The 25,213-nt window shown below is 69.2% G+C and carries 26 protein-coding genes and 1 pseudogene; 11 read left to right on the top strand and 16 right to left on the bottom strand.

Annotated elements, in window-relative coordinates; genetic code table 11:
- Positions 1-246: 246 nt before the first annotated feature.
- The 6 genes from PKF00_RS12235 to PKF00_RS12210 form a co-directional block, all read right to left on the bottom strand.
- On the bottom strand, positions 247-822 hold the full coding sequence (locus tag PKF00_RS12235) for a type 1 glutamine amidotransferase domain-containing protein (protein ID WP_271217575.1): 576 nt from the start codon (positions 820-822) through the stop codon (positions 247-249).
- 1 nt (position 823) lies between these two features.
- Complete coding sequence (locus tag PKF00_RS12230) at positions 824-1,984, bottom strand: glutathione-independent formaldehyde dehydrogenase (RefSeq protein WP_271217574.1); 1,161 nt, start codon at positions 1,982-1,984, stop codon at positions 824-826.
- A 203-nt stretch (positions 1,985-2,187) separates the two neighbouring features.
- Entirely contained in the window at positions 2,188-2,496 is a 309-nt protein-coding gene (locus PKF00_RS12225) for a DUF1931 family protein (protein WP_271217573.1), read from the bottom strand.
- Between the two features lie 25 nt (positions 2,497-2,521).
- Complete coding sequence (locus PKF00_RS12220) at positions 2,522-4,192, bottom strand: FAD-dependent oxidoreductase (RefSeq protein WP_271217572.1); 1,671 nt, start codon at positions 4,190-4,192, stop codon at positions 2,522-2,524.
- Positions 4,176-4,448 (bottom strand): YbbN family protein, encoded by a 273-nt coding sequence (locus tag PKF00_RS12215; RefSeq protein WP_271217571.1) that lies wholly within the window; start codon positions 4,446-4,448, stop codon positions 4,176-4,178. Before PKF00_RS12215 ends, PKF00_RS12220 begins: the two co-directional genes overlap by 17 nt.
- A gap of 901 nt (positions 4,449-5,349) precedes the next feature.
- Positions 5,350-5,880, bottom strand: coding sequence for a hypothetical protein (locus tag PKF00_RS12210; protein WP_271217570.1), 531 nt, complete (start codon positions 5,878-5,880; stop codon positions 5,350-5,352).
- 197 nt (positions 5,881-6,077) lie between these two features.
- Between PKF00_RS12210 and PKF00_RS12205 the strand changes: the two genes are divergently transcribed.
- From PKF00_RS12205 to PKF00_RS12185, 5 genes are all read left to right on the top strand, one after another.
- Positions 6,078-7,019 (top strand): tyrosine-type recombinase/integrase, encoded by a 942-nt coding sequence (locus tag PKF00_RS12205; protein WP_271217569.1) that lies wholly within the window; start codon positions 6,078-6,080, stop codon positions 7,017-7,019.
- Between the two features lie 111 nt (positions 7,020-7,130).
- Positions 7,131-7,490: a hypothetical protein gene (locus tag PKF00_RS12200; protein ID WP_271217568.1), complete on the top strand. Its 360-nt coding sequence runs from the start codon at positions 7,131-7,133 to the stop codon at positions 7,488-7,490.
- Complete coding sequence (locus tag PKF00_RS12195) at positions 7,487-7,909, top strand: hypothetical protein (protein ID WP_271217567.1); 423 nt, start codon at positions 7,487-7,489, stop codon at positions 7,907-7,909. Before PKF00_RS12200 ends, PKF00_RS12195 begins: the two co-directional genes overlap by 4 nt.
- A 58-nt stretch (positions 7,910-7,967) precedes the next feature.
- Entirely contained in the window at positions 7,968-8,408 is a 441-nt protein-coding gene (locus tag PKF00_RS12190) for a DUF4357 domain-containing protein (RefSeq protein WP_271217566.1), read from the top strand.
- 101 nt (positions 8,409-8,509) lie between these two features.
- Positions 8,510-8,932, top strand: coding sequence for a hypothetical protein (locus tag PKF00_RS12185; RefSeq protein ID WP_271217565.1), 423 nt, complete (start codon positions 8,510-8,512; stop codon positions 8,930-8,932).
- A gap of 209 nt (positions 8,933-9,141) precedes the next feature.
- Here the strand turns inward: PKF00_RS12185 and PKF00_RS12180 are convergent, their stop codons facing one another.
- Positions 9,142-9,894 carry an SDR family oxidoreductase gene (locus PKF00_RS12180; protein ID WP_271217564.1) on the bottom strand — a complete coding sequence of 251 codons (753 nt, stop codon included), beginning with the start codon at positions 9,892-9,894 and terminating at the stop codon, positions 9,142-9,144.
- Positions 9,891-10,793 carry an NmrA family NAD(P)-binding protein gene (locus tag PKF00_RS12175; RefSeq protein ID WP_271217563.1) on the bottom strand — a complete coding sequence of 301 codons (903 nt, stop codon included), beginning with the start codon at positions 10,791-10,793 and terminating at the stop codon, positions 9,891-9,893. Before PKF00_RS12175 ends, PKF00_RS12180 begins: the two co-directional genes overlap by 4 nt.
- A 119-nt stretch (positions 10,794-10,912) precedes the next feature.
- Between PKF00_RS12175 and PKF00_RS12170 the strand changes: the two genes are divergently transcribed.
- Positions 10,913-11,971, top strand: coding sequence for an AraC family transcriptional regulator (locus PKF00_RS12170; RefSeq protein ID WP_271217562.1), 1,059 nt, complete (start codon positions 10,913-10,915; stop codon positions 11,969-11,971).
- Here PKF00_RS12170 and PKF00_RS12165 read toward each other — a convergent pair.
- Both PKF00_RS12165 and PKF00_RS12160 read right to left on the bottom strand, forming a co-directional pair.
- Positions 11,943-12,278, bottom strand: a complete 336-nt coding sequence (locus tag PKF00_RS12165) for a hypothetical protein (protein ID WP_271217561.1) — start codon at positions 12,276-12,278, stop codon at positions 11,943-11,945. The genes PKF00_RS12170 and PKF00_RS12165 overlap by 29 nt on opposite strands.
- A gap of 637 nt (positions 12,279-12,915) precedes the next feature.
- On the bottom strand, positions 12,916-14,457 hold the full coding sequence (locus PKF00_RS12160) for an MFS transporter (RefSeq protein WP_271217560.1): 1,542 nt from the start codon (positions 14,455-14,457) through the stop codon (positions 12,916-12,918).
- An 81-nt stretch (positions 14,458-14,538) separates the two neighbouring features.
- On the opposite strand from PKF00_RS12160, the gene PKF00_RS12155 reads away from it, so the two are divergent.
- Entirely contained in the window at positions 14,539-15,096 is a 558-nt protein-coding gene (locus tag PKF00_RS12155; RefSeq protein ID WP_271217559.1) for a TetR/AcrR family transcriptional regulator, read from the top strand.
- Positions 15,097-15,642: 546 nt separating this feature from the next.
- Here PKF00_RS12155 and PKF00_RS45170 read toward each other — a convergent pair.
- A pseudogene (locus PKF00_RS45170) lies at positions 15,643-16,318 on the bottom strand (Tn3 family transposase); the annotation flags it as partial.
- A gap of 1,052 nt (positions 16,319-17,370) precedes the next feature.
- Entirely contained in the window at positions 17,371-17,985 is a 615-nt protein-coding gene (locus PKF00_RS12140) for a DUF4158 domain-containing protein (RefSeq protein WP_271217556.1), read from the bottom strand.
- Between the two features lie 184 nt (positions 17,986-18,169).
- Here PKF00_RS12140 and PKF00_RS12135 point away from each other — a divergent pair, with 184 nt between their 5' ends.
- Complete coding sequence (locus PKF00_RS12135; protein ID WP_271217555.1) at positions 18,170-19,279, top strand: hypothetical protein; 1,110 nt, start codon at positions 18,170-18,172, stop codon at positions 19,277-19,279.
- Positions 19,280-19,549: 270 nt separating this feature from the next.
- Here PKF00_RS12135 and PKF00_RS44655 read toward each other — a convergent pair whose 3' ends face one another.
- From PKF00_RS44655 to PKF00_RS12125, 3 genes are all read right to left on the bottom strand, one after another.
- A complete protein-coding gene (locus PKF00_RS44655; RefSeq protein WP_369011169.1) occupies positions 19,550-19,642 on the bottom strand; it encodes a hypothetical protein in 93 nt (30 codons plus the stop codon).
- Positions 19,643-19,665: 23 nt separating this feature from the next.
- The gene (locus PKF00_RS12130; protein WP_271217554.1) at positions 19,666-19,965 is read right to left on the bottom strand and encodes a hypothetical protein; all 300 of its coding nucleotides are present in this window, start codon (positions 19,963-19,965) and stop codon (positions 19,666-19,668) included.
- A 211-nt stretch (positions 19,966-20,176) separates the two neighbouring features.
- Positions 20,177-21,028, bottom strand: coding sequence for an SGNH/GDSL hydrolase family protein (locus PKF00_RS12125; RefSeq protein WP_271217553.1), 852 nt, complete (start codon positions 21,026-21,028; stop codon positions 20,177-20,179).
- Between the two features lie 179 nt (positions 21,029-21,207).
- Here PKF00_RS12125 and PKF00_RS12120 point away from each other — a divergent pair, with 179 nt between their 5' ends.
- From PKF00_RS12120 to PKF00_RS12110, 3 genes are all read left to right on the top strand, one after another.
- Positions 21,208-22,437, top strand: coding sequence for an isochorismate synthase (locus PKF00_RS12120; protein ID WP_425582159.1), 1,230 nt, complete (start codon positions 21,208-21,210; stop codon positions 22,435-22,437).
- A 125-nt stretch (positions 22,438-22,562) separates the two neighbouring features.
- Positions 22,563-22,976: a YciI family protein gene (locus PKF00_RS12115; RefSeq protein WP_271217816.1), complete on the top strand. Its 414-nt coding sequence runs from the start codon at positions 22,563-22,565 to the stop codon at positions 22,974-22,976.
- 74 nt (positions 22,977-23,050) lie between these two features.
- Positions 23,051-24,295, top strand: coding sequence for an RNA polymerase sigma factor (locus tag PKF00_RS12110; protein WP_271217552.1), 1,245 nt, complete (start codon positions 23,051-23,053; stop codon positions 24,293-24,295).
- A gap of 60 nt (positions 24,296-24,355) precedes the next feature.
- On the opposite strand, the gene PKF00_RS12105 is transcribed toward PKF00_RS12110, so the two are convergent.
- On the bottom strand, positions 24,356-24,994 hold the full coding sequence (locus PKF00_RS12105) for a DedA family protein (RefSeq protein WP_271217551.1): 639 nt from the start codon (positions 24,992-24,994) through the stop codon (positions 24,356-24,358).
- Positions 24,995-25,213 lie beyond the last annotated feature (219 nt).

Genomic DNA, 25,213 nt, shown 5'->3' with positions numbered 1-25,213 from the left:
GGCACGTAGAGGAGGTCACCGGCAACGTCGCAATGTCCGTACCGGTACCTCGGCATAGCCGGTACCAGAGCAGTCCGGGCCGACCGGATGCCCGATCCGCCGTCAGCAGACGTCCCCAAACACAGGAGCAGCCTGTCCGGCCTGTTCGACGAGCAGCTCACCAGCGGCGCTGTCACCGCGGTGCGTCGACGGAGACCGGTTTTGCCGGCACGGACAGCGACGGACGAACGTTCGTGATCGACGAGGTCACGCCCGATGTGCAGCGGCGGCGACCTGCGGGCCTTTGGCGAACTCCTGCACGATGCGCTCGCAAAAGGCCGACAGGTCGTCGGGCGACCGGCTCGTGGTGATGTTGCCGTCGGTGACGACCGGCTCGTCGACCACGTCGGCCCCGGCGTTGCGCAGGTCGGTGCGCACGCTCGGCCACGAGGTCAGCCGACGCCCCCGCGCGACGTCGGCCTCGACGAAGTTCCACGGGCCGTGGCAGATCGAAGCGACCGGCTTGCCCGACCGGACGAAGTCCCGGACGAACCGCACCGCGGCGGGTTCCATCCGCAACTTGTCCGGGTTCACCGTCCCGCCCGGCAGGAGCAGCGCCTCGTAGTCGTCGACCGACACCTCGCCGACCAGCTGGTCTACCGTGAAGGTGCCGGCGGCTTCGAGGTCGTGGTCGCGCGCCTGGATTTCGCCGCTGGTGATGGAGACCACGACGGTGCGGGCACCGGCGTCGTCCAGCGCTTGCCGCGGCCGCTCCAGCTCGACTCGCTCCACCCCGTCGGCCGCGAGGATGGCAATCCGGCGTCCGTTCAGCTCTCCAGCCATGTCAGGCACCCGCCCCCGCCATCTCCGGGTGCAGGACGACCTTCGTCCAGCCCTCGTCTCGCTTGTCGAAGTGCTCGTAGGCCTCCGGCGCACGGTCGAGGGGCAGCTCGTGGCTGACGATGAAGGACGGTTCGGCCTTGCCCGCGGTGATCAGGTCGCGCAGCTGCCGGTTGTACTTCTTGACCGGGGCCTGGCCGCTGCCGATGTGCTGGCCCTTGAACCAGAACATGCCGTAGTCGAAGGCGAGTTTGCCTTGCTTGGCCAGCTCGTCGCCCGCCCCGGGGTCCTGAGGCACGAAGACGCCGACATTGCCGATCTTCCCGGTGAAGCGTACCGAGGCGACCAGCCGGTTCATCGTCAGGTTGGGGTGCTCCTGGCCGTCGGGCTCGTGCGCCTGATAGCCGACGCACTCGCAGCCGTTGTCCGCGCCCAGCCCCATCGTCTCCTCCAGAACGGCCTGCACCGGGTCGACCTTCGAGTCGTCGATGGCGATCGCGCCGATCGATTCGGCCAGTCGCAGCCGGTCGGGGTGCCGGTCGACGACCATCACCTTGCTCGCCCCTCGGATGGTCGCCGAGAGGGCGGCCATCAGCCCGACCGGACCCGCGCCGTAGATGACCGTCTGGTCGCCGGGCTGCACGCCGGCCATCTCGGTGGCGTGGTAGCCGGTCGGGAAGATGTCGGCGAGCATCACGTAGTCGGTCTGGCGCTGCTCGGCGTCCTCGCCCAGCCGCAGGCAGTTGAAGTCACCCCAGGGCACGCGCAACAGGTCGGCCTGTCCGCCGCCGTACGGGCCCATGTCGGCGAAGCCGTACGCGGCGCCGGCCATTTTCGGCTCAGGCTGGGCGGTCAGGCAGTAGTTCGTCAGCTGACGCTCGCAGTTCTTGCAATGCCCGCACGAGATGTTGAACGGCAGGACGACCCAGTCGCCCACCTGGACCTTGTCAACCCCGGTGCCGACCTCGATCACCTGCCCCAGGTTCTCGTGTCCGAACCAGCGGCCGGGCTCGAAGTCGGTCCGGCCCTCGTACATGTGCAGGTCCGACCCGCAGATATTCGCCGACGTGATCCGCACCAGGACGTCGGTCGGCCGCTCTATGCGCGCCTCCGGGACTTCCTCGACGTTGACCTGTCGAGGTCCCTTGTACACCACTGCTCTCATGTTTTCCTCGCATGCGGTTGATTGCGCAGGATCGCCTTCCCGTCGACGACGGGGCGAGAGGTCCTACGCCGTACAGCAGGTCAACGGTTCATTCCTCCTTTCCTGCTCGCCGCGACCGCGCCCCTGGGAGGGCTCGGCGCCGACTTCACCGGGCGTTCGGGGCGGACCGTTCGGAGCTGATCGCCGAGGCAGTCCCGATCGCCTCAGAGCAGCAGGTCGAAGACACCTATCGTGCGCTCCCACTGCTCAGTCGCGGGGTTCTTCACCTCCGGATCCACGATCTTGAAAGTCTGAGCCGGTGCCGCTGACCGGCCGTCGACGATCTCGGGCAGGCGTCCGACGGTCTCCTTGCCGGTCGGCACGTCGAGCGGAGGCAGCGTGGCGAGCTGCTCCAGGATGGGTTTCAGCTCGATGTCCTCATCGAGGAGGCGGAACCGGTGGATGCTCTCCTGGAGCCCCTTGGTGACGGGTGAATCCCAGGGTTCGATTCTCGACACCGCCATGACAGCCATGGAGGTCCTTCCTTCCGGCCCGGAGTCACTCTCCGGCCTGTAGGTAGTCGTGGACCAGCCGTACGGCCATGGCGCCTTCACCGACCGCCGCGGCCACCCGCTTGACCGACCCGCTCCGCACGTCCCCGGCCGCGAACACGCCCGCCCTGCTCGTCTCCAGCGGAAACGGCCGGCCGACGAAGTCGGGCGTGCCTTCCTTACCGGACCGGGTGGCGTCCGCGCCCGTCAGTATGTAGCCCCGCGGGTCGAGTGCGATCTCGTCGGCCAGCCAGGCGGTGTACGGCTCCGCGCCGATGAAGATGAACATCGCGCGGGCCTCGATCGTGGAACGCTCGCCGGTGACGTTGTTCTGGGCGACGACCGCGGCGAGCCTCTCTTCCCCCATCAGCTCCCGGACCTCGGTGTTCAGCATGATCTGGATCCGGGAGTGCCGTTCGATCTCGACGGCCAGGTAGCGGGACATGTTCCTGGACAGCGTGTCCTCCCGCACGAGCAGCCGGACGCGGGCGGCGTACCGGGCCAGGAAGAGGGCGGCCTGGCCGGCCGAGTTGCCTCCGCCCACAACGACGATCGGATCCCGCTCGCACATCTGGGCTTCGAACATGGTCGCCGCGTAGTAGACACTCGTGGGCTCGAACCTTTCCAGGTTCCCGACGTCGAGCCTCCGGTAGCGGACGCCGGTCGCGATGATCAGGGCGCGCGTGTGGATCGTGCCGCCCTCCCCTACGGTGACGATGTGACCGCCCGCGTTCAGGTGCAGTCCGCATGCCTGAGCGGGAACGCGGAAACGCGCGCCGAACTTGCCGGCCTGGATCGCCGCCCGCTCCGCCAGTTCGCCGCCGGAGATCCCGGACGGGAAGCCGAGGTAGTTCTCGATCCGCGAGGAGGTGCCCGCCTGGCCACCTGTCGCGACATCGTCCAGGACCATCGTCGTGAGGCCCTCCGACGCCCCGTAAACCGCCGCCGCCAGCCCCGCCGGCCCGGCCCCGATGACGAGCAGGTCGCATCGGGTCTGCTGTACCTGTGGTGCGGAGAGCCCGATCGCCCGGGCCAGCTCAGCGTTGCTCGGGTTGCGGAGCACCGTCTCGCCACGCCAGATCACGACCGGGGTCTCCTGCGGGGTGACGCTCATGCTCCGCAGGAACCGCTCCGCCTCCTCGTCCTGCTCCAGGTCGATCCACCGGTGCGGCAGCCGGTTGCGTGCCGCGAACTCCCGCAGCCGCCGGGAGTCGACCGAGAAGCGGGAGCCGATGATGCGGAAGCCCGCCCCCAGTCCGATGAGCATCGTGCGGCGGATGAGGTAGGCCCGCAGGATGAGGTCGCCGAGTGCCAGATCCCCGGCTACCAGGCGGCGGAGCGCGTCCGCCGGCACGGCGAGAACCTCGCCGTCCTCGGCCACCACGCCGGTGACGAAGCTCACCTGGCCGGTGAGCACGTTGAGCTCTCCCAGGAACCGACCTGCCCCATGGACGCCGATCACCTGGTCGTCCGTTCCGAATCCCTCGACCGTCGCCACCTCGCCGGCCAGGATCGCGAAGAATTCGGTGCACGGAAGACCCTCCGCGTACAGGATGTCGTCCTGGCGGATGCGGCGCCGCTCGCCGTGCGGGGCCAGCGCCTGGAGCTGCGCGTCGCTCAGCCGCGGGTAGGCCCCCTGCGGGTCCGGCGTCTCGCAAAGCTCAGGCGGCCAGCGCATCGTCCCCCCATTCGCCTAGGGCGGGAACCGGCGCCGCGCCCGATCGCCGGGTGACGACCCGGCCCTGATCGATCACGACAAGGGTCGAGATGGCCTGTACGGTGAAGCGTTCCGAGTCCCCCACCTTGGTGACCCAGGGAAGCGGCTGGTGGCGGTCGCCGCGCTGCGGGATCCCCGAGGCGGCCCTGGGCAGCCGGTTCTTCCGACCGCGTGTCGAGCATTGGACGGCGCTCGCGTCCTTGGCCTGTGACCGCATGGCCAGACCTCCGGATTCCTCTACGTACCGAGAGTGTGCCGCCGGTCAGTGCGACATGGACGACCGCCCCGCCGAGGGCGTCGCCGACGACCAGTTCGCCGGTCTCGGCGGCCGCCCGGTGACGAGCCGCCGCTCAGCCTTCTCCACACCCCAAAGCTATCTCCGCCGCCAAAGGCACTTTGCAGCACCCCCCAACGCTGACCAGCGACTATCCCCGCGTGTGATCCCTTCTGCCGTATTCATGTGCCCTGAAGGCGAAGGAGAGAGAGTTCGATGTGGGCGAATGATCTGAGGCGACGCTGCTCGGACGATGAAGATCGTGGTCCTGAGGCATCGGAACGATCATCTACGCTACGCCGACCCACAACCAAACAGGACAGAACCCCCATTTAGCGCATTACCCGATAGGCCTTCGGGGAGGATCGGACCGGATTTTGGCGCTACCCCAGAGGGGTTTGCATTCGGTACCGGCCTTCGAGGAGGCTGAGTGCAGAAATTAGCGGTAGCGACCTGGGGCTTCTTGGCCTGTTAGTGATCCGTGATGGCCCGGACTCTCCAGCTCCAGCAAGCCGCCAGTCAGTTGATCAGTGGGTACGGCGGCGGGGTGCCAGGACCTCGGTGACCTTGACGATGGCCTCAGGCCCGGGTTTGACGTAGCGCATGGCGTTTTGCGCCGGTTCTTGCCCATGATGAGCTGCAGCGGCACCTCGGCCTCGCCGAGATGGGTGACTGCAGAGTGGCGCAGCTGGTGCAGGTCGAGCCCGGCGTACTTCTCCAGCAGGACGCGGGCGCGGTCGTAACCGAGGCGGGTCCGGCCGGTGTGCAGCAGATGTCGGCGGCACCTGAGATTGATCACTTCAAGGGCGGATCAGCGCGGCTTCAGACTGCTCGCAGTACCGGTTCACGCCGCGGAACGCCCGACCCAGGCCAGGTGCCGTCCCGCCACGAAGACTCCTTGACGATGAAGACCCCTCAAGACGCCGACCCGGGTTCTGCCCTCGATGACCTGCAAACCGCTCCCAGCTGGAGTGAGCAATGCGCGGTCGATCAGGATCGGCCAGCGCTTCCACGTCCCGTGCGCCTGCCAACACTGCTCCACACCGATATGTACACCGGCGTTCCGCGCCTTCACCCACCGGTCGGGGACCTCGGCGTATTCCTCGATACAGCCCTTGTCCGAGGGGCCGGTAGGCATCTCAAGGAAATCCTCCACGGCAATGATCTCGACATCCCAGGCCACCGCAGACAGGTCCACATCCCCATAGTCACGTAGGAAGCCGTCGTAATCGGCGTGGTCGTACAAGAACTGCTCGACAACATCAGCGGGCCACCTCAAGGCCAACACCTTGTCGTCGGTACGAAAACCCTGGAACCCCAACCTCGGGCGCTCGCGGCACGAGACCGCCAGCTCCGCAAGCTCACCAAGTCTCACCTCACTCACCCTACGACCGATCAGCGGCCCATCAGGTAGCCACACAACAGGCGACGCTCATGTACGTGATAACGGCCTATTATCACGTACATGAGCGATCACGGTGGCACGGCGACCAGGCGAACGTCTTGCCGGGGCGGAGCGCGACTCCGGCACGTTATCCGGTACATTGCCGCAGGCGCAGCCTGGCGGGCGGCATGAGCACCGCCCCGAAGATCACCGCCCTGCGTGGCGGACACGTCACGCTCGCCGCGGCCGCCGACGCCTTCCTGGCCACCCCGCGCATCGCCAACTCCAACACCCACCGCGCCTACGCCTCGGCCATCGACCGCGTCACCGCGCTGCTCGGCCGCGACCGGCCGCTCGCCGACGTGGCCGACGCCGAGATCGGCGCCGCGCTCACCGAGCTATGGGGCCGATGCGCGCCGGCGACCTGGAACCGCAACCGCGCCGCCGTCACCTCCTGGCTGCTCTGGTGCCAGACCAAAAAGCACTGGGCCGCCCCCTCGGTCCCGGCCGACGCCGAACGCCGCAAGGAGAACGTCGACGAGACCCGCGCGGTCGCCAAGACCACCATCCACCGGCTGCTGTCCCGCCGGGATATCCCGCTGCGCGAGCGAGCGCTCTGGAGGATGCTCTACGAAACGGCGGCCCGGGCCGCGGAGATCCTGGCGCTGAATGTCGAGGACCTGGACCTGGAGCACCGGCGTGCCCCCGTCCGCTCAAAGGGCGGCGCGATCGAGTGGGTGTACTGGGAGTCCGGCACCGCCCACCTGCTGCCCCGCCTGCTCCGCCTCCCGGACGGCAATGCCCGCACGCACGGACCGCTGTTCCTATCCGAACGCCGCCCCGTCCCGACCCGCCGCCCGGCCGCCGGCGACATCTGCCCGCACACCGGCCGCGCCCGCCTCGGCTACGACCGCGCCCGCGTTCTGCTGGACACCTACGCCGGGCTCGACCTGCACCAGCTGCGCCACTCCGCTGCCACCCACCTCGGCGACGCCGAAGTCCCGCTGCAGCTCATCATGGGCAAGACCCGGCACAAGAATCCCCGCACCGCCATGCGCTACGTCAAACCCGGCGCCGAAGCCATCGCCAAGGTCACCGAGGTCCTCGCGCCCCGCCGCCGTACCCACTGACCTTCGCTAGAGGAGTCAGCCGACCATCCTCGGCCAGATGGCTCTGGGTCTTCCCGGCCATTTATCGCCGGAACTTACAAGTCCTCTCGCGACACCGAAGCCAGGATCACCTTGCAGCGCACCATCCTCGCGACGTGGCTGCTGATGGGCCAGACCTTGGTGCGCTCGGAACAGATGACCGCACCGCGCGCTGCCCGACGTCGCATCGAACGCCTCGACCCGGTGCTCGATCCCACCGTGCGCTACATCGACCTGCGGCGTGCCCGCACCGAGCCCTCCGACCGCCCCGACGACGACTTCAGCAAGGGCACGCGCGAGTACCGGCACCGCTGGATCGTGCGGGGGCACTGGCGCAACCAGTACTACCCCAGCCGAAACGACCACCGTCCGATCTGGATCGACCCACACTTCGCCGGTCCGGAGGACAAGCCGTTGCTCGGCGGCGAGCGCGTGAACGTCCTGCGCCGATGACACCACTCCCACCGCGCGACCACCCCGACCCGAAGGGCACCGCCATGACCACCGAATCAGATGCCGTTCCGCCCCACCAGCCCGCCGCTGCCGCGCCGAACACCGCCCCGCTACCCGACGACCCCGGAACGCATCCCGCGCCGCCACAACCCGACGAAGAGACGGCGTTGTTGCGGTGGGAAGGGCTGCCTGCCGACGCGACCGTGCTCGTGCCGTCGCTGGGCCCCACACCGATGCGCCTCCCGGACAACGCCTGGGCGATGCTCGTGCTCGCCGTGGACGTCCTGGGCGAGGTCGATCCCGCCACCGCCGGACAGGTCGCCTTGTTCGCCGGGACCTGGCTCGCCGACCAGCCCCCCCGATCTCCACGACGGCGACCTTGTCATCCGCCTACTCCCGGCCGAGCAGGACCTCGGTAGGCCGGACGACCGTCACGTCGCCGACCTAGAGGTGCAGCTGGCCTACCGAGGCCGATGGATGCCCGTCGGGCGCTGGACGGGGTTGGACGAGCGCTGGCCGTGGACCCTCGCCCCCACGGTCGCCGCCGCGATGCACCTCTACATCGACACCGCCGAGACGCTCAGCCGGGAGGCGGTGCTGACCTCCGAGCGCCCCGGATCCTCGCCGTTGCGCTGGGCGGGCACGGTCCTGAGCGACCTGATGGCGGCCGACCTGGTGACCTACGGCGAGGAACTCGTGTGGGAGCGCTGCGCGGGCGAGGTACGCCACACCGCCCGACTGCGGATCGACGGCACCTTCCTGCTCGCTGACGGTGAGCGGGTCTTCGCCACGCCGTCGGCCGCCGCGACCGCGCTGAGCGGCAAGCACCATCACGGCTGGAGTGCGTGGCGACGCACCGCCGACGGTCGCTCGCTGGCCGACCTGCGCGCCGACCTCCACACCCGGCGGGACCGGTAGTCCACCCACCACCCGACATCACTCCCGAGTCACAAACGCCTTGTCGGACCGCCCGACCGTGGGTGGGCGGTCCGACGGCGTTCACTCACGAAGGACTCGTCATGGTTGAGCCTGACGTCCCGGCGGACCTGCAGGTTGTGTGGGGTGCGCGGGTCGAGATCGAACGTGGCTACCGGTTGGAGGCGATCGCTGTGGCACTGTCCGCCGACATCGCCGAGCTACGCGAGGACGGCGGTCTTCCCGACCACGTCCGCACCCGTATCACCGTGCTGCCCCAGCACCGGCTGCTGGAGATCCGGGTCGAGGGCCTGTCGGTCGAGACCGATCCGGACCGCACCACCAGCCGCGAGGTGATGAACACGCTCTTCGAGCTGGCCAGCGACCACAACATCATCACCCTCGACACCGTGTCGCCGCCATTGTTCACCCAGCGGATCGTGCTGGTCGATCCCTACGGCCAACCCTTCGCCGCCAAGGTCGGCGCGGGCATGGGCGAACCCGAACCGTTTACGCCGCGACTGTAGGTTCTCATGCAAAATATCGTCGAACTCTGCCGCGTCCAGGTGTTTTGTGCGCTATTCTTATCGACTTTGCGTCTGGATTTCTCATCGAATTTTCGTTTCCGTGGCTGCGTGACCATCGGCAGCCATGAGCACCACGAGTCCCAGCACCATGTGCAACTGCGTGTCCTCATACCTGAGCTGCCATTGGAGGGTCTCACCGCGCAATCGGTTCAGGTCACGGCCAGGCCTCCGTCGACGACCATGTTGGTTCCGGTGATGTAGCTGGCTGCTGGGGAGGCGAGGAAGGCGACCAGATGTGCGACCTCGTCATCGGAGCCGAACCGCCCGAGGGGCAGTGTGGCGGCGAGGGTGTTCTTGAAGGTGCTGAGCGTGTCGGCAGATAGGTCGAGCTTGTTGTGGGCGGGGGTTTCGATCGGGCCTGGGCTTACCGCGTTGACGCGGATCCCGCGGGGCGCGAGGTCGACGGCGAGCGAACGGACCAGGGACAACTGCGCGCCTTTGGTCGCGCTGTAAACCGACAGATTGGGGCTGCCCTTGTCGGCCATGACCGAGCTGGTGAAGATCACCGAGCTACTGTTCCGGAGCAATGGCAGGATCTTCTGCAACGTGAAGAGTTGGCCCTTGACGTTGATGTCGAAGTGCTCGTCGTAGGTTTGCTCATCGAGGGCGTCCAGGGGCGTGAACCGCACGACACCGGCGTTGAGGAAGGCGACGTCGACCTTGCCGAACCGCTGCCGGAGTTCGGCTGCGACCTGCTCAGCGTCGGCGATCGAGCGTGCATCGGCGCGGAACACAACGATGTCGTCGGGCAGCGTGCGTCGGGCGGCAGCCAGGGTGTCCGGATTCCGGCCGGTGACGAGTACCGCGAATCCCTGTTCGTGCAGCACGCGGGCCGTGGCAAGGCCGATACCGGTCGTGCCGCCCGTGATGAGCGCGGCACGAGGGGAGTCGGGCGCGATCACGTCGCGCTCACGTGGTTGGTGGTGGGGCGGCGCCATGCGTCGGCGGCGCCCGCCGCGTACTCGGCGAAGGTGGTCGCGGGTCGGCCGGTGACGGCGGCTATGTCGTCGGTGACCACGCCGAACGCGCCGGTGGTCATGGCTGCGACAAACAACTGGGTCACGTACTCGGCCTGGTCGGTCGGCATACCGGTGGCGAGGAGAGCGTCGCGGATCGTCTGAGGGCCGGACTCCACGTAGCGCACCTGCCGACCGGCAGCGACCGAGATGTGGTGGGCCACCTCCGCGAGCGTGAGTGCCTCGCGTCCTGTCAGCGAGTACGCCTTGCCGTCGTGGCCGTCCTCAGTCAGCGCCACGGCAGCCACCGCCGCGATGTCGTGGGTCGACACGTAGCTCACCAATGCATCCCCACCCGGCATGGCGATCTCGTCACGTTCCCGGATGGTCGCGTCGAGGTTGGACCAGTGCTTTTCGGAGAAGTTCTGCATGAACGTGCCCGGCCGCAGGATGGTGCTCGGCATCCCGGCCTCCTCGACGACACGCTCGATGCGACGCAAGGGGTCCTCTGCGGGCGCCTGATCCACGCCGAAGGCTGACAGCAGCACGACTCGCCGTGCTCCGGCCACCGCCGCGGCGTCGAGGAGGGACGCGACCTGCTGGGATTGGTGGGTGGTGATACCGGAGAGGTTCGCGGTGACGACGTAGACCGCGTCCACCTCCTTCAGCGCGGCTGCATAGGTACTTTCGTCGGACCAGTCGAAGTGCACTGGTTCGACGTGGGCATCCGCCGGTGCGGGGTTGCGGCTGGCCGTACGCACGGTGACGCCTCGTGCGGCGAGTTGGGGTACGAGGCGGCGGCCGGTCTTGCCGGTGGCGCCGGTGACCAGGACGGTCGAGTTCATCCGATCCTCCGGTGAGTGGTGCTGGTGGACGACTCGACCGTATGACCCACTACTGAGCGCATCAATGACAGTCCCGAACGAAACCATATCCAGTTAGCTCAACCGCTACGGTGAATGGCATGACCGCACGCGCACCTGCCCCGCCACCCGCTCCCGCCTGGCCGGGAGACGTTGTCGCTGACATCGTGGCGGACGTCGTGGCCATCACCCGGCGCGGCAGCATCGTCTACGGCCGCAACCGCTTCCACGCTCCGTGGGGTATCGGCTTCCCGGCGGGCGCGATGGCCAGTGTCCACGTCGTCACCGCTGGAGCGTGCTGGCTGATCCCGGACGGCGGCGAACCCATCCACCTCACCCGCGCCGACGTGGTCCTGGTGCCCTCCGGGCTGGCGCACGCGCTCGTCGACAGACCCGGCCGGCCGGTACGGCCGGTGGAGGAACTGATCGGAGGCCCACTCGGGCAGGCGACACCGACAGATCTGGTCATCGACGGGGACGGCCCGCTGACCGGGCTGCTGTGCGGCGCGTTCCTGCTGGACTCCAGCCCCAGACACCCGATCACCGCCGTGCTGCCACCCATCGTCCACATCGCCGCCGGGCACGCCCGGGGCACCGGCCTGCCCGCCGCCCTCGACCTGCTCTCGGCCGAAGTGGAGCGTTCCGGCCCCGGCGCCGCGGCGGTCGTCGCATCCCTGCTTGACCTGCTGTTCGTCTACATCCTGCGCGCCTGGATCGCCGAGCAGCACAAGGAATGCCCAGGCTGGGTCGCAGCGCTCTACGATCCCGCCGTCGGAGGCGCGCTGGCACTGATCCACCGTGACCCGGCCAATCCCTGGACCGTGCCGTCACTCGCCCGTGCCGTCAGGGTGCCGCGCGCCACATTCAGCCGTCGCTTCACCACGCTCACCGGCCAGGCACCCATGGCCTACGTCACCTCCTGGCGGATGACAGTCGCATCCCGCCTGCTGCGTGAGGAACAGGCGCCACTGCGGGAGGTCGCGCGGCGAGTCGGCTACGACTCCGAATTCGCTTTCGCGCGAGCATTCAAGCGGACCGTCGGCCACTCCCCAGGCCAGTACCGGACATCAGCCAAGGCGAACCAGGTCCGCCCCGAAACCGGCCACCAGCCGGCGCCCTCGCCGATCCACGCTAGCGGCGCCAGCACAGGCCAGCAGTAACTGCCCGGCTTACACCTGCGGGGCCGTCGGTGATGGTGCAGGCCGACGAACCGACGGGGGCGAAGATCGGGCTTGCCGGGGACAGGTAGGTGAACGCGCCCATGTCCTCACCTTCGGGGTTGGTGATGGTGGCGGTGAAGGTGACCGCGTCGCCGGGCGCCGCTGAGGCCGCCGACACCTCCCACCGCATGTGCTCGCTCTGGCCGGCCAGGATGTCGGCATGCGCGCTCTGCGCGAGGCCGACCATGGCCGTGGCCATCAGAGCCGCCGCCACTGCCGCTCGCCAGGTCCGCCATCTTCCAGTCATGAATGCCCCTTCTTCAGGTGCCGCTCCTTGAACCTGAAACTCCTTCGCAGCTCTCTATGGCACAAGAGCCCCGGCGGTAAGTCCCGCCTCACCAGGCGTTCCGGCACGTGATGACCGCCCCCCGGGCCTCGTCGCCATCGTCGCTCCCGCTGTCCAGAAGTACCCCACCAGCCCGCCAACCCGCCGGCCGGGCATAACTCCGTTACGGCCAGCGACTTGGGCTCCGAGTAGGAGCGGAACGGTGAGCCGGGGTTGGCGTCACATCCGTTGACACTCGGCCCATGGAGGGCGTTCTCACAAACGTCTCCCAGAACGTGCTCTTACTCCCACCTGAGTGAGAACGGGTTGTGAGAGGCATTCGGCGTCTCAGGCGATCCCTGACAAGCCTGGACGATCTTGCTCCGACAATGGGTCGTTTGCTGGAAGCCCTACGTTCAGCCATCCGTGTGACCTGGAACGATTCGGCAGCCGTCACAAGATGTGACACCAACCCCGGTTCACCGTTCCACTCCTACTGAGATGCCTTCCTGGACGACGCCGACCGGGCGCCACAGCCCCGATCCGCGCCATGACCGCAGGAACGCTGACTGTTCTGAGCGGGCTCCGCACGCCATCCTCCTCGCTCAAGGCTCCCGTGCTACTCGGCATCGGCTTCGGCGAGATCTGCCTGTGCGGACACCCCGCGGAGCATGATGCCCGCGAAGACCGCGACGGCGAGCAGGATCAGTGCGGCGATCCCGCCGGTCCATGCGAGCGCGGCCGTGAACGCGTCGGTCGCGGCCGTGGTCAGCGCCGCTCCGATCGCGTCCGGCAGTTCCTTGGCGTAGAGCAGCGCGGCGGCGATGGTCTCCTTCGCGGCCGCGAGCACGCCTGCGGGCAGTCCTGCGGGGGCGGCGTCGGCAAGGCCGGTGTGGTAGAAGCCGAGGAGGACGGAGCCGAGGATCGCGGTGCCGAAGGCGGTGCCGAGCTCGTATGCGCTCTCGCTGATCGCGGCGGCCTGGCCCGACTGCTCGGGACGCACCGAGCTCATGATGAGGTCGTTGGTGAGCGTCATGCCCACGCCGGCGCCAAGGCCGACGAGGCACAGAGCGATCGCGATCCTCCACGGTTCGGTGTCGGGAGTGAGCGTCAGGAGGGTCGCGAATCCGCCCGCGGTGATGAGCACGCCCACGGAGACGATGATCGAGGTGGGGACCCGCTTGACGAGCGCGGCGGCGATGAACCCGGCGAAGGCGGAGACGGCGGCTTGGGGCAGCATCCACAGCGCTGACTGGATGACGCTGAGGCCGACGACGAGCTGCAGGAACTGGGTGAGGGCGAACAGTGCTCCGACCAGCGAGAAGATCGACAGCAGGTCGGTGAGCACCGCCCCGGTGAACGCTCGCACCTTGAAGAGGCGCACGTTGATCATCGGCACCGGCATGCGCAGCTGGCGGATCACGAACAGCGCGAGCAGGACGAGCCCGGCGAAGAAGGTGACGAACCCGATGCCGGGCTCCTTGCCTTCGGCGAAGGTCTTCACGCCGTAGACGAACGAGATCATGCCCGCGAGCGAGAGCAGGATGCTGGCGACGTCGATGTTTCCCGGGTTCGGGTTCTTGCTCTCCGGGACGAGGAACGGCGCGAGGACGAGCAGCAGCACCATGACCGGGATGTTCATGAGGAAGGCGGCGTGCCAGCTGAACGTCTCGATGATCCAGCCGCCTACGATCGGGCCCGCGGCGGCGCCCAGCGCGCCCATCGCCGACCAGACCGCCATCGCGGTCCGTCGCTGGTTTCGGTCGAGGAACATGTTGCGGATGAGGGACAGTGTCCCGGGCATGATCGTCGCGCCCGCGATCCCGAGGAGGGCGCGCGATCCGATCAGCATCCACGGTTCGGTCGACAGAGCGCCCAGGATGGAGGCGATCGCGAAGACAACCGCACCGATGAGCAGCACCTTGCGCCGCCCGAAACGGTCGCTCAGCGTCGACATGGTGATGAGCAGGCCAGCGAGCAGCAGCGAGTAGATGTCGAGCATCCAGAGCTGCTGCGTGCCCGTCGGCTTCAGGTCCTGGGTGATGTCGGCCAGCGCGAAGACCAGCACCATGCCATCGATCGCGATGAGCAGCATCGGCAGGACGAGCACGGCCAGTCCGATCCAGGTGCGGGTGGTCGCTCGTGGTGTGTTCTCGGTCATCTTTCCCTCCTGGGCCAGTTACTTCACCAAACGGTATACTACACCAGGCGGTATACTAACTATCGGAGACGAGGAGGGGACATGGCACGACCGAATGCGCGATCGGCGATGATCGAGGCGGCCCTGCGCGTCGTCGAGGAACGCGGCATCACCGCGCTCACCCTCGACGCGGTCGCGGCCGAAGCCGGGGTGACCAAGCGCGGGCTGATCTACCACTTCCCGACCAAGCACGCGCTGCTCACTGGGATCCACGAGTTCCTCGCCGACCGCGTCGAGCGGGGACTGCTCGAGGCGACCGGCAAAGAACCGGAGGAGGCGACGCTCGCCGAACGCACGAGGGGATACGTGCTGGCATCCACCGGGGCCTCCACGCGACTGGAGACGCGTCTGATCGCCGAGGCGGGCAACGAGCCCGACTGGCTGGCCCCCTGGCAGCGGGTCTACGACCGCTGGTTCCCAGGTGACGCGGCGCCGATCGACGAGCACGATGATGAGGCGATGCGGTGCCTCATGGCGCGGATGGCCGCCGACGGGTTCTGGGGATACGAGAACGCCCTGGGCGCCGCCTTGCCCGCTGGGGCCAGAGAGCGACTGGTCGACGAGATCCTCGCCCTCATCCCTTGGCCGCCGGCATCCTGAGCGGTCCGCCCGCCGCCTGGCTTGCCCTACGAGGGGCAGGGCAACTCGATCTGCCCCGGTCTCTTCGCCGACCACCCGCGCACCACCGGCGAGAACCGTCCGCCAAGCCCGCGCCGCTGAGCAGGTCATCCGCCCGGCCAGGGCCACTCGCTACGTCTCAGCAGGGCCATGTGGTCGAGAGGATCACCCGTTTACAGGCGCGCGCCCGCAAGACTGGCGGCTGCTCAACGCAGATGACGAGTCACGAGGGCGACGTCAGTCTGCGAGACCCCCGGTGCCGTCACCAGGTCACATCGAGCGAGTGCAGGCCGTAGAAAGCGCTGTAGAGCCGGTAGTCGCCGGGCTGGCCAGGGTTGGCGAGCTCGGCGCCGCGCCCGGCAACGACCGTCCCATCTACGCCCTGAGCGTCCGCGCCGACGCCCGCCTGACCCTCACCTCACCCAGCTCATGTCCGCGCGGCCGCCTGACCAGTGCCCTGAACCGACGCTCAGGTGCTCTCGTGGACGCCGTCGTGGAAGGGCCGCAAACCCCGGCCACATCAGCGCGAGAGAAGGCGTAGCGGCCCAGGAAGTTGATGTGGTCGTACTGGATCGGCGACAACCGCGCGCACATCTCATCGGTGACCGGGAATCCCTGCTCGCGCAGGTGCTTAACGGCAGCATCCAGATACAGGCTGTTCCACCAGATGACCGCGTTCAACGCCAGACCCAGACTGCCCAGCTGATCCTCCAGGCCTTCGCGGTAGCGCTGGGGCAGCTGGCCCCGGTTGCCGAAGGCGATCTTCTGGGCCAGCCGGTGGCGGGCCTCCTGCACGTTCAGCTGGGTGCCGATCATCCGCCGGTAGCCTTCGTCGGCGATGAACTGCAGCAGGTGCAGCATCTTGGAGATGCGGCCGTAGTGGGCGAACGCCTCGCCCAGGCCGGTGGTGCGGCCGTCGGCTGACAGCATCCGGATCAGGTCGTAGGCGCGCACCGTGCCCATCGTCCAGCCAGGTCGCGCCGCGCTGGCGGCCAAAGTAGATCGGGTTGTGCCCGGTGTGCAGATTCTGCACCGGGCACCACGAAGCGCAGCCCGTCGGCGGAGGCGATGTGCCCGCCGCCCCAGCACTTGACGATGTCGAGTTCGGCCTGGGCGGCAATCAGGCGGGCGTTGGCCGCTGTGATCGTCTCACCGCGCAGGTAGCCCTGATCCACCTGGAGCAGCCGGGCCTGGTCAGGGCGGGCACGTTCGGTTTCTCGATGGGGACCAGGCCGACGTTGCACGCCTCGGCCACGATCAGCGCGGCCAGGCTGACCCCGAAGTCCTCCATCGACGGATCGGCGCCGGAGATGTGGGGGAAGTCGGCCGGCAGGCCGGTGCGGTCGAAGACCTCCAATAGCAGCTCGGGGAAATCCAGTCGGGGCAGCATGCCATCCAGCAGCGCGCGCAGCTCCTTCATCAGCGGCGGCTCCTCGGCCGCGCCGAGCTTTTCCAGCTGTAGCCGGCCGCCGACGAACTGCACCGCGGTGTTGGCGCCGAGCCCGTCCAGCACCCGCGTGTAGGCGCCCTCCAGCGCGCTGGCGAGCTCGGCCAGGTGCCCGGCCGGTTCGACCTCCAGCTCCAGCGAGGTGAGGATGCGCGGCCGTGCCTGCCGCCAGGCATCCCCGTCCAGGAGCCGGGCGCGCGGGTCGCTCCAGCGCTCGGATCCTTCGGCGAACACATCGCGTCGGCGCAGCGCGTGGTGCAGGTGCATGACCGCGCACAGGACGAATGCGGCCTTGTCGATCTGCCCCTCCGGGACGTCGGGGTTGCGGTAGACCAGCGGCCGCCACGACCCGGTGATCAGCTCATCATGCGCGGTGATGTCGCCGGGGCCGTAGCGGCGGCGCCCCTTGGCCATCGCCGCGGCCATGCGCACCATCGCCAGCACGGCGGTGCCGGCTTCGACCGCGCGGAACCGGATCACCTCCAGCAGCAGCTCGATGAAGCCCCGCACCGTGCGGTAGCGCTTGACGAGCTCGGCCCGCCATTCGGCGGCCGCGTCATCGTCGGTAGTAGGCACGAACGCCGAGACCGTCTCCACCGCCGAGGCCAGCTTCTCGCGCGGCACCACCTCCTCGATCGCCTTCCACACCTCCACCAGCGACACCAGCCGATCCTCGGTCGCCTCCGGCGCCGACATCAGCACCTCCACCGCGGAGGCCATCGTGCGCGCCGCCTTGCGCAGCTTGGGAAACGTGCGCAGTTGCTCGGCCTTGCCCGCCCGCTCGGCCCGGGCCAGCAGATTCGAGGTGATCAGCAGATCCAGCACGTCCAGCGCGTCAGATCGGCCAGCCGCGCCCGCAGCTCCGGACCGGCGCGCTCGGCCAGCGTGCGATACAACCGCGCGTGCTCGATCCGGCGCACCTCGCTGATCAGCCGGGTCAGCGTCGTGATCCCCGTGGGCAGCAGAATGCCCTCGCGCAGCATGTGCACCACGGCGCGGTCGAAAAGCGCGCGCGGTCCCTCGATCGTCAACCACACCCGGGCGGACAGGTAGTCGCGGACCTCCTGCTCGCGTTTGGAGAACTCCGACAGCTCCAGCAGGTCCCGGATCTCCCAGGCGTGTTCGTAGGCGGTCTTCGGCCTGGTCAGATACTCGATCGCGCACGCCGGGTCGATGTCGAGCTGCTCGGCGGCGAACGCCAGCACCACCCCCGGCACATCCAGAGGGTCTTCGGCCAGGAAGGTGCCGAGCATCCGCACGGTGCCCCACTGCACCGCCCAGCCCAGTTTGGTCGCCGGGCGGCGCTTACCCGCCAGCGCCCTGGCATCCAGCCGGAAGAACTGCTCGAGTTCGGCCACCGACACCTCGGGCTGGAACCGGCGATAGCGGGCTACTTGCTCATCTGAGAGGAAATCCACAGGCATGAGCAGGCACGCTAGAGCGCTCAACCAGGGCAAACAGCCCTCGTCACTGAATCGTCTTCAAGATCGCCTCTCTAGCGCCAAAATCCGGTCCGATCCTCCTCGAAGGCCGATACGTGACGCATATGTCGCACGACAGCGGGTAGTCAATCCTGGGATTTCTCCCGGCTACCGGCGAGGAGCGCCCATGACCACCAGTGATCATCATCGGCCGGAGATCGTCGTCGGACTCGTGGCGACCCCGCCCGACTATCCGGCCCAAGTGGTTGCGCGGCTCACCGCCGAGCTGGCCGACCAGCTCGCCGAGCGGGTGGACGCGGACGTGCGGTGGACCGTCCGGGAAAGCTGGGGTGACGTGGCTCCCCGCCGCGACGGCGGCGTTGAGGCGCTACTCGACGATCTCGTCCACCGACGCGTCGACGCCCGGTGGGACGTCGCGATCTGCCTGACCGACCTGCCGCTGCACACCGAGCGGGTGCCGCTGGTCGCGCAGATGTCCGCCCGGCGCCGCGTCGCGATGGTGTCCCTGCCCGCGCTGGGACTGCGCCAGCTGCGAGCGCTCCGCGTAGCCGTTCCGGGTCTCGTGAACCGGCTACTCACTGACACTTCCGAGGAGCAGGTGCTGCCAGTCGGCGGGGCACCGGCCGAGCTGACCGGCCAGGTTGCCGCCATTCACCGAGTGGTCGGCGAGGCGAATGCCGGGGAACTGGGCTACGTCGCCTCACGGCTGATCGGCCGGGTGCGGCTGCTGACCGGAATGGTCCGGGCCAACCGCCCGGGGCGCGCCCTGCTGGGCCTGTCCAAACTGCTGGTCGGCGCCTTTGGCACGGCCGCGTTCGCACTCACCACCACCGCCATCTGGGAGATGGGCGACGCGCTCGGCGGACTCCGCCTCACCGTGATCATGCTTCTCGGGCTGACCGCGCTGGTGGCCTGGCTGATCGTCGCGCACGACCTGTGGGAGAAACCGGACCGGGAGACGCCGACTGAGCTGGCCCGGCTGTTCAACCTGGGCACGATCCTCACCCTCACCCTGGCCGCCGCGGTGTCTTATCTGGTGCTGTTCGCCGGAACGATACTCGCCGCGGCGCTGCTGATCGACACATCCGTGCTGAAACAGACCCTGCAGCGGCCGGTCGCTTTCACCGACTACCTGATGCTGGCCTGGATCATCAGCTCGCTGGCCACCGTCGGCGGCGCGATCGGCTCCGGACTGGAGGACGAGGACACGGTACGGGCCGCCGCCTACGGCTACCATCCCGAACCCGGCGGCTGGCGGGACGAGAAAGACGCGTAACGCGTAGTCCCCGCCCCCGGACAGGGTCCGTCCGCACTGCTGGGCGGGCACCGCAGACCAGCGCCGCCGGACAGACCCGCATCCGGCCACCACACTCGCCGCAGCGGCCCAATACGGGTGGCCGTCAGGGTTTGAGAACGACCTTCTCGCAGTTGTCCTACTTGCTCTTGAAGAGCCCGAAGCCGCGTTCCGCCTCGTCGAACGGCAGCGTGTGGGTGATGATCCAGGTCGCATCGAGCTCCCCGCGCTCGATGCGCTGCAGCAGCGGCCTCATGTAGCGCTACGTGGCATTGCCCCGTACTCCTTCAGCGCCGCCGCCAGAGCGTTCTGCCGGCTCGACGCCGAAAGCCTGCCGACCAGCACGGAGGTGGTGGCATGACCGAACTTCAGCGACCCGGCCAGCCGCGCGGAGAGATCACCAGATCGCCCGCCTCGTCCAGGCGGACCGGGCCATCGCCCTCAGCCAGTGTCTGCTCCAGCTCCCCCAGCGCCGTGTGCAACTCATCGGCGACCTGGGCCAGGCCCAAGGCGGCGTCAGCAGGTTTGCCGACCAGGCGGCAAACCCCCGCTCGATGGTTCGCCCACCTGGCCGGAGTCAGCAGGTAGGCGGCCGGGTCGGCATAGCGGCGCGAACCGGGCACCCACCCATCCCCCGCCCGCAGGGCGTCTCGCAACGCCAGCAGCACGCACAGCTCCCAATAGTGCCGGTAGGCGCTGGTGTTGCCGCTCCTGGCCGCGGCCTCAGTCTCCGTGAGGAACTGCTCGTCTGGGAGCCCGTCAGCCGCGGTACCGGCTTCGAGGCCTGATTTTGGGTTTTTGTGGGTAGTGGGTTCTCAAAACCCTCCACCTTTACAATGTAGATCAAGATAGTGGCGAGGTCAGAGTCGGCCGGGGCTCTTAGGGCTGCAGCTCGGGTTCCAGCACGGGCTCGTCGAGCCAGTCGCGGACCGCGGGGAAGGTCCTCTGCGCGATCAGCCGCTGCCCCGCCGCGTTGGGGTGGAAGAAGTCCCACCTGCTGACGTGGTTCAGGGTGAACGGGCAGTCGAACAGGGCGTTGCCGTCGAACCTGCAGGCAGGGCCGTACGCGGCGCACACCCTGGCCAGGGCGGCGTTGTAACCGGCCACCCGGTCGCGCACCCGGTCGCGGCGGGCCTGGTCGGCCGGGGAGGTCGAGGTCGGCCTGGCCAGCATGGTGGGACAGATCCGGCCGACCGCCCAGAACCCACGCGCCGCCAGATTGTCCTTGCCGACCCGCCACAGCCGCTTGAGGTCGGGGATGCTGGCCACGAACACCCTGCCGCCGGGACGTCCCGCCCGGAACAGCGCCAGAGCCTCGGCCACCCGCTTCTCGTAGACGGCCACCGGCGTCATCCGCCGCTCCTCGGACACGCACGCGTCCTGCGCGCCGACCAGCACCGTCACGTAGTCGGCCCGGCGCTCGACCGCCCCCGCCACCTGCCCGGCCAGGTCGGCGCTGGTCGCCCCGGGAACGGCGAGGTTCACGTTGTGCCCGAGCGCTCCCCTGTCCAGGTCGAGCAACCTCATGTAGTGGCTCTGGACGGCCGGGTCCTCGCCCGCCGACCACGAGCGGGAGGGGCAGGTGACGTACCAGCCGCAGGCGTTGAACCCCGCGCTGATCGAATCCCCGAGCGCGGCCAGCACCGCCGGGCGCCACGACTCGCCGGAGCCCGCCGCGGAAGGGGTGGCCCACAGGGCCGTGGACACGGTCACCGCTGTGAATACGGTCACAGTCCTGCCGAGCATGACACCTCCGCCTGAGAGATCACCAGTACTTCGGATGTATCACCGCAGGACAGCGCGGCGCTTTCCGTTGACCGAGTGCCTTGGTTTTCTTGACAGAGCGTGGCGGCTGTGCTGACCGGGGACCGACGCCGAACGCGTTCAGTTTGCGGCATAGAGTGTTCCGGGTGAGTGTCGCGCTCGGACTGACCCGTCCCCTCATGGTGAGAACCGCTCTCGTCGACGACCCCGGCGATCTGATCTCGCGGCTCCCCCGGACCACCCCGCACGCCTGGATCAGACGCGGAGAGGGGCTGGTCGCCTGGGGAGAGGCCGCCCGGGTCACCGTGCCGCCAGGTCCGGGGCGTTTCGGCTGGGCCCGCGACTGGCTGGCGGCCACCTTCGGCGAGGCCCACGTCGACGACGACGTCGGCGCTCCGGGCTCCGGCCCCGTGGCCTTCGGCTCCTTCACCTTCGACCAGGACGCCCACGGCTCGGTCCTCGTCGTCCCCCAGGTCGTCCTGGCCCGCCGTGAAGGCCGCGCCTGGCTGACCACCATCGGCGAGGAGCGGCTCGACCTGGTCAGGGCCCCGCGCGACCTCGGCAGGATCCGGTACGGCGACGGCAGCCTGACCGCTCCCGAATGGGAGCACGCGGTGGCCCGAGCCGTGGAGCAGATCAGGTCCGGCCGCCTGGAGAAGGTCGTGCTCGCCCGGGACCTGACCGCCACCGCCGAACGGGAGATCGACGTCCGCGTACTGCTGTCACGCCTGGCCCTGCGCTACCCCGAGTGCTACACCTTCTCCTGCGCCGGCCTGGTCGGCGCCACCCCCGAGCTGCTGGTCAGGCACACCGGGGAGACGATCGAGTCGCTGGTGCTCGCGGGCACGACCGCGCGGGGCACGGACCCTGCCGACGACGCCAGGCGCGGCACGGCCCTGTTCACCTCGGAGAAGGACCGCCACGAGCACGCCTGCGCGGTGGAGTCGGTCCGCGAGGCGCTGACCCCCCTCTGCTCGGAGCTGAAGGTGCCGCGGGAGCCCGAGCTGCTGGTGCTGCCGAACGTCCAGCACCTGGCCAGCCCGGTGACCGGGCGTCTGGCGGCGGGGTCCTCGGTCCTGGACGTGGTCGCCGCCATGCATCCGACGGCCGCCGTCGGCGGCACCCCCACACCGACGGCACTGGAGGTCATCCGCGAGCTGGAGGGCATGGACCGCGCCGGTTACGCGGGCCCGGTCGGCTGGATCGACGCCCGGGGCGACGGCGAGTGGGGCATCGCGCTGCGGTGCGCCCAGATCGAGGGCGCGAGGGCCCGCCTGTTCGCGGGCTGCGGCATCATGGGCGACTCCGTCCCCGCCGCCGAGCTCGCCGAGGCCCAGGCCAAGCTGCGCGTGATGCAGTACGCCCTGGAGGGCTGAACCCGCGCGAAGAATTCACGCTCAGGTCGCGGCCGGGATGTCCGAAACGGGCCCGCGGCTTCGACGTCTCCGGTGACAGGCACCCCATAGGTGCCGGCAGAGAAACAGGAGAGACCGTGAAGTACATGATCCTGATCTACGGCTCGCAGCGGGACCACGACATGCTGGCCGGTCAGTCCAGCGGCGCGAGCGCCTGGTCACCCGAGGACGTCGCGACGATGCACGCCTTCATGGAGAAGTGGAACAACGACCTGGTCGAGTCAGGGGAGTTCGTCGACGCCCAGGGGCTGAGCGCCCCCGTGCACGCCAGAAGGGTCGAGCTGCGCGACGGGGTCCCCGTCGTGACCGACGGCCCCTACCCCGAGACGCAGGAGGTCCTCGCCGGCTACACGATCGTCGAGTGCGAGAGCTTCGACCGGGCGACCGAGATCGCCGCGCGCCTGGCGGACACCCCTCGCCCCGAGGGTGCTGTCCTGGACCACGACTGGTACGTGGACGTCCGGCCGATCGTCGACGGCCACGCCGACCTGGACGTCTGACGTCCTGTGCCCGACCCCGTGCCCGACCCCGTGCCTGACACCGTGGCCGACACCGTGGCCGACACCGTGCCGACGTGACCGGCACCGGGCTGGAGGACCTGCTGCGCCACCTGGCGCCGCAGGTCCTCGGCGCGCTGGTACGGCGATACGGGCATTTCGACACCGCGGAGGACGCGACGCAGGAGGCGCTCCTGGCGGCCGCCACACGGTGGCCCCAGGAGGGCGTCCCGGACAACCCCCGAGGCTGGCTGATCACCGTCGCCTCGCGCAGGCTGACCGACCTGCTGCGCGGCGAGCAGGCCCGGCGGCATCGCGAGGACGCCGCCGCCCGGTGGGAGCTGCCCGGCCGGTGGCCGGCGCCCGCGGCCGACAGCCGGCCGCAGGACTCGGACGACACGCTCGTCCTGCTGTTCATGTGCTGTCACCCGTCGCTGACACCCGCCTCACAGATCGCGCTCACGCTGCGGGCGGTCGGCGGCCTGACCACCGCGGAGATCGCCCGCGCCTTCCTCGTCCCCGAGGCGACCATGACCCGGCGCGTCAGCCGGGCCAAGCGGCGCGTCAGGGACAGCGGCATCCCCTTCGGCATGCCCCCCGCCGCCGACCGCGCCGAACGGCTCGGCGCGGTTCTCCACACGCTCTACCTGATCTTCAACGAGGGCTACGTCAGCACGTCGGGGCCGAGCCTGCACCGCGCCGAGCTGTCGGCGGAGGCGATCCGGCTGGCACGCATGGTCCACCGGCTGCTGCCCGGCGACGGCGAGGTGACGGGGCTGCTCGCGCTCATGCTGCTCACGGACGCGCGCCGTCCCGCGCGCACCGGCCCCGACGGCGGCCTGGTGCCGATGGCCGAGCAGGATCGAAGCCTATGGAACGCGGACCTCGTGGCCGAGGGCGTGGCGCTCGTCACCGGCGCGCTCACCCTGGGAGCGCCTGGCCCCTACCAGCTCCAGGCGGCGATCGCCGCGCTCCACGACGAGGCGCCGAGCGCGGAGGAGACCGACTGGCCGCAGATCGCGGCGCTGTACGAGTTGCTGATGCGGATCTCCGACAACCCCGTGGTGGCGCTGAGCCACGCCGTCGCGGTGGCCATGGTCCGGGGCGCGCGCGCCGGGCTCGACCTGCTCGAGGGGCTCGGGGCCGACGAGCGGATCGCCGAGGACCACCGGCTGCACGCGGTCCGCGCGCACCTGCTGGAGATGGCCGGTGACCGCGTGGCCGCGCGCGACTCCTATCGGGCGGCGGCCCTGCGGACGGCCGCCTCGCCACAGCGGCGCTACCTGCACGCCAGGGCCGCCCGCCTGGCGGACGACCGATGAACCGGCCGGCCCGTGGCCGCCCCGCTCACGACGAGGCGGCCACGGGCCGGACGCCGCCCCTCACCGGGCGCGGTGGCTGCCCTTGCGCCTGTCGGCGAGCCGGATCGCCACGAAGATCACCATCGCGAGCACGACGACGCCCAGCACGACCTTGGAGAGGATGCCCACGTAGTCCTCGACCAGCGACCAGTTCTCCCCCAGCAGGTATCCGGCCATCACGAAGGCCGTGTTCCAGATGAGGCTGCCCAGCGTGGTGAGCAGGGTGAAGACCGTGATCGGCATGCGCTCGACCCCCGCCGGGATCGAGATGAGGCTTCGGAAGATGGGGATCATCCGCCCGAAGAACACCGTCTTCCTGCCGTGCCTGGCGAACCAGGCCTCGGTCTTCTCGATGTCCGAGACGCTGACCAGCGGCAGCTTCGCCGCGATCGCCACCACCCGCTCACGCCCCAGCAGCGCCCCGACCCCGTAGAGCGCCAACGCGCCGACCACCGAGCCGAGCGTGGTCCAGAGCACCGCGTCGAACAAGGTCATGTTGCCCTTGCTCGCCGTGAACCCCGCCAGCGGCAGGATCACCTCGCTCGGCAGAGGCGGGAAAAGGTTCTCCAGCGCGATCGCCACCCCCGCTCCGGGTGCCCCAAGGGTCTCCATGAGGTTGATCGCCCATCCGGCGATTCCATCGGCAGTCGTTGAACTCATGTCCCAAAGGCTAGGCACGGCGGGATACGCCAGGTATGAGGAAGAACACGGCGTTCACCTCCCCCGTACCCCGGCACCGGAGGTACGGAAAACCCAGTCCTACGACACGCCATCGCACGCCTCGCGGGTTCCCGGCGATTTCCGCACGTCAGAGCCCTGCTCCTGCCGCTCGCGCCCCCGGGCCCGCCGATCGCCGGCGGGCTGCCCGCGCACGGGCGA

The organism is Streptosporangium carneum, assembly GCF_027922005.1.
Classification (GTDB): domain Bacteria; phylum Actinomycetota; class Actinomycetes; order Streptosporangiales; family Streptosporangiaceae; genus Streptosporangium; species Streptosporangium carneum.
The sequence above is the reverse complement of the archived record's forward strand: the minus strand, read 5'-3'. Positions and strand labels throughout refer to the sequence as shown.

Excerpts from the sequence above, each read along its gene's own strand:
- PKF00_RS12235 (WP_271217575.1), bottom strand. The coding sequence starts at position 822 with ATGGCTGGAGAGCTGAACGGACGCCGGATTGCCATCCTCGCGGCCGAC.
- PKF00_RS12230 (WP_271217574.1), bottom strand. The coding sequence starts at position 1,984 with ATGAGAGCAGTGGTGTACAAGGGACCTCGACAGGTCAACGTCGAGGAA.
- PKF00_RS12225 (WP_271217573.1), bottom strand. The coding sequence starts at position 2,496 with ATGGCTGTCATGGCGGTGTCGAGAATCGAACCCTGGGATTCACCCGTC.
- PKF00_RS12220 (WP_271217572.1), bottom strand. The coding sequence starts at position 4,192 with ATGCGCTGGCCGCCTGAGCTTTGCGAGACGCCGGACCCGCAGGGGGCC.
- PKF00_RS12215 (WP_271217571.1), bottom strand. The coding sequence starts at position 4,448 with ATGCGGTCACAGGCCAAGGACGCGAGCGCCGTCCAATGCTCGACACGC.
- PKF00_RS12205 (WP_271217569.1), top strand. The coding sequence starts at position 6,078 with ATGAGCACCGCCCCGAAGATCACCGCCCTGCGTGGCGGACACGTCACG.
- PKF00_RS12195 (WP_271217567.1), top strand. The coding sequence starts at position 7,487 with ATGACACCACTCCCACCGCGCGACCACCCCGACCCGAAGGGCACCGCC.
- PKF00_RS12190 (WP_271217566.1), top strand. The coding sequence starts at position 7,968 with ATGCCCGTCGGGCGCTGGACGGGGTTGGACGAGCGCTGGCCGTGGACC.
- PKF00_RS12185 (WP_271217565.1), top strand. The coding sequence starts at position 8,510 with ATGGTTGAGCCTGACGTCCCGGCGGACCTGCAGGTTGTGTGGGGTGCG.
- PKF00_RS12175 (WP_271217563.1), bottom strand. The coding sequence starts at position 10,793 with ATGAACTCGACCGTCCTGGTCACCGGCGCCACCGGCAAGACCGGCCGC.
- PKF00_RS12170 (WP_271217562.1), top strand. The coding sequence starts at position 10,913 with ATGACCGCACGCGCACCTGCCCCGCCACCCGCTCCCGCCTGGCCGGGA.
- PKF00_RS12165 (WP_271217561.1), bottom strand. The coding sequence starts at position 12,278 with ATGACTGGAAGATGGCGGACCTGGCGAGCGGCAGTGGCGGCGGCTCTG.
- PKF00_RS12160 (WP_271217560.1), bottom strand. The coding sequence starts at position 14,457 with ATGACCGAGAACACACCACGAGCGACCACCCGCACCTGGATCGGACTG.
- PKF00_RS12155 (WP_271217559.1), top strand. The coding sequence starts at position 14,539 with ATGGCACGACCGAATGCGCGATCGGCGATGATCGAGGCGGCCCTGCGC.
- PKF00_RS12140 (WP_271217556.1), bottom strand. The coding sequence starts at position 17,985 with ATGCCTGTGGATTTCCTCTCAGATGAGCAAGTAGCCCGCTATCGCCGG.
- PKF00_RS12135 (WP_271217555.1), top strand. The coding sequence starts at position 18,170 with ATGACCACCAGTGATCATCATCGGCCGGAGATCGTCGTCGGACTCGTG.
- PKF00_RS12115 (WP_271217816.1), top strand. The coding sequence starts at position 22,563 with ATGATCCTGATCTACGGCTCGCAGCGGGACCACGACATGCTGGCCGGT.
- PKF00_RS12105 (WP_271217551.1), bottom strand. The coding sequence starts at position 24,994 with ATGAGTTCAACGACTGCCGATGGAATCGCCGGATGGGCGATCAACCTC.